Origin of the sequence: Hydrocoleum sp. CS-953 (assembly GCF_002260545.1) — a bacterium.
Taxonomy (GTDB): Bacteria; Cyanobacteriota; Cyanobacteriia; order Cyanobacteriales; family Microcoleaceae; genus Trichodesmium.
In genome coordinates, this window is the sequence record NZ_LGSU01000262.1 from 1 (window position 1) to 2,570 (window position 2,570).

At 35.6% G+C, this 2,570-nt stretch carries 1 protein-coding gene; it reads right to left on the reverse strand.

The window, feature by feature from the left end; all coding sequences use genetic code 11:
* Positions 1-1,059: 1,059 nt before the first annotated feature.
* On the reverse strand, positions 1,060-1,488 hold the full coding sequence (locus tag AFK68_RS02320) for a DUF1824 family protein (RefSeq protein ID WP_094671315.1): 429 nt from the start codon (positions 1,486-1,488) through the stop codon (positions 1,060-1,062).
* Positions 1,489-2,570: the final 1,082 nt, after the last annotated feature.

The window sequence follows — 2,570 nt, forward strand, 5'->3', positions numbered from 1 at the left end:
CTTCTTCGGTGGCCTCATATAGCTATGGACTATACAGGCTCTTCCTCTGTGGCCTCGTTAGACCCTGTTCATACCCCTTTAGTCTCTAAAGGCTCCTAACAGGAACGAGTCGCACTCAGCCTAGGCTCTTCCTCTGTGGCCTCGTTAGACCCTGTTCATACCCCTTTAGTCTCTAAAGGCTCCTAACAGGAACGAGTCGCACTCAGCCTTTGCTTGCGGTATCGTTCCTCGGTAACTGGTATTTTCCCGCTTTTAGACCAGCTTCACCAGTTTGATGTTCATTCTCTCCAGTATGGTCTATGCTTTCTACCCAACAACAAGGCGGAGGAATTTCACCTCGAAGGATATAAGAGTTTTCTCGTGACTATATATTTACCACCTCCTTAGTCACGGAAGGTTAGATATACCTGCTTTTCAGCAGTCTTGACTAGCCAACGAGTCGCACTGACCTTTCTAATTCGTCAAATTCTTAGGAAAAGATTAAATATAAACACTTACTTAGGGTTTACTGAAAAAGTCTTTTAGTAAGGGGGAGGAGTCAGGAGTCAGGAGGCATGAGAGTTATAGAGTAGGTAGTGACAAGAATAGTCCCTTGATTTTTCTGCCTCCCATTACCCAAAAATGCTCACTTTTTCAGCTTGATCGACTTAAAAGCTGGTACTTTTTCAAGCTCTAAAATTGCTCAAACCTTTATCTGTCAATCCTTTGATATTTTATCAGCAAACCCTACTTAATTGATGACTCATCCATCAGTTAAAACTATCAGGACTTGCCCAGAGGTACTATATATATAGATATAGAGTTAAAAAACTATAACGTTATAGTTTTGAACGCTATATACATGGTCTTTGCGTAAGTCCTGACTATAACTCCTGACTCCTGACTCCTAGCTTTAGACTACATTCTGAAGTGCAGAATTTAGGCTTAAAAAAGACTTTTTCAGTAAACCCTAATTAGCATCTCATGTATCAGTCGCGGAAATTTTTTGTTTCCCTTATTTGATACCTTGGTTTCTCCCCTCCTTAATATACTTAATTTAAGATCAAAATAATCATTATTTTAAGTAAATAAATCTAGTGGTAAATAACCATAAGTTCCATTAATTCCTGTTGCTTCATCAGATTGACAAGATACTAATACGCCTCGATATTTTCCAGTATAGGATTCCATAATATATGACTCTTTCATCCCATTAAATTTCAGATAAACAGACCCTTCAATCGAATGAAAATTAGACTCATTCATCAGAGTGGTATGATACCCTAAAGCTTCTAAATAGTTTCCTAATGTAGATAAAGCTTCAGTAGTTGAATCGGCACAAATTCCTAACATTTGATAATCAGACGAATTTACCAACAACAAGATTGCAGCACGGGTTATAGCTTTTTCCTCTTGTAATTCCACTGATTTCATATCTTGACAAGTAAATTCATGGAGAATTTTTTCAGCTTGAGTAACAGTGAGATTATGAAGGTTTTGAGTAGACATCAGTACCTGTAGAAAATTAATTTAATTGACTCTGGAGGTAGGGAAGATTTGAACAGATAACAGGAAAGACAAAATAAGAAAAACAAGTGTATTTGACTAACTTGAGAAATATTATATAACTCATGTCCGGTTCAACAATTATCAATCATTAGGAAGCAGTCAGGAGTCAGGAGCAGGAAAAAGGGAAATAAAAAAAGATAAAGATGAGAAAGTTTTTTGATTGGGCTATTAAGCCAAGATTACATAAGTCTTACAACAGTTTTTAAGTTGATGAGGTACAAAATTATGGGACAGTAGGAAGTAGGAAATCAGGAAAAGAGATTAATATTAAAACTTTACCTCACTATCCTAAAAAGTTATGTAATTACAAACAAACAAACAAACAAACTGCTGATAGCTGAGTAATAATCGCTATCATATTATATCAAGTTTAGATAATTAGTTCAGGACTTACCCAAAGACCATGTATATAGCGTTCAAAACTATAACGTTATAGTTTTTGAACTCTATAATTAAAGTTAAACGATGGCGTTCGGTAAATCTTCCTAACTGTCTATAACCCCAATAACCACTTATGATTACCATAATCACGGTGCAGCAGTATCAGCCATCAGGGGTGACGAAAACCTCTCAGCTATACGAAAATCAGGTATTTCTTTCAGGTAATCAATCAGGCTTTTTTCCATATATTTTCATATATTAGTATATTGGCCAATTTTACCAACTAAATTTGCTCCTTACTCTATAATTGTACACCTAGAGTGAGAATGAAACAGCCCTGCCATTAAAAGGGGGTAGAGAGACTTGAGACCTTATTTTTTATAGGACTTACACAGAGACCACATATATAGCGCTAAAAACTATAACGTTATAGTTTTTTAACTCTATATATAGTACCTTTGCGTAAGTCCTGTTCTAGTCAAACTATAGATTTAAGTAGAAACTTATCATCACGAAAAATCAACGGTACAAAACCATTAGACTAAAAATTATCTAATTTTTTAGATTCGTCAGGAAAAAATAGTGATATTATCGTCTCTACCTGTCCATAATTTATAGGTTTTGGATTGAATATTAGGAAG

Excerpts from the sequence above, each read along its gene's own strand:
- AFK68_RS02320 (WP_094671315.1), bottom strand. The coding sequence starts at position 1,488 with ATGTCTACTCAAAACCTTCATAATCTCACTGTTACTCAAGCTGAAAAA.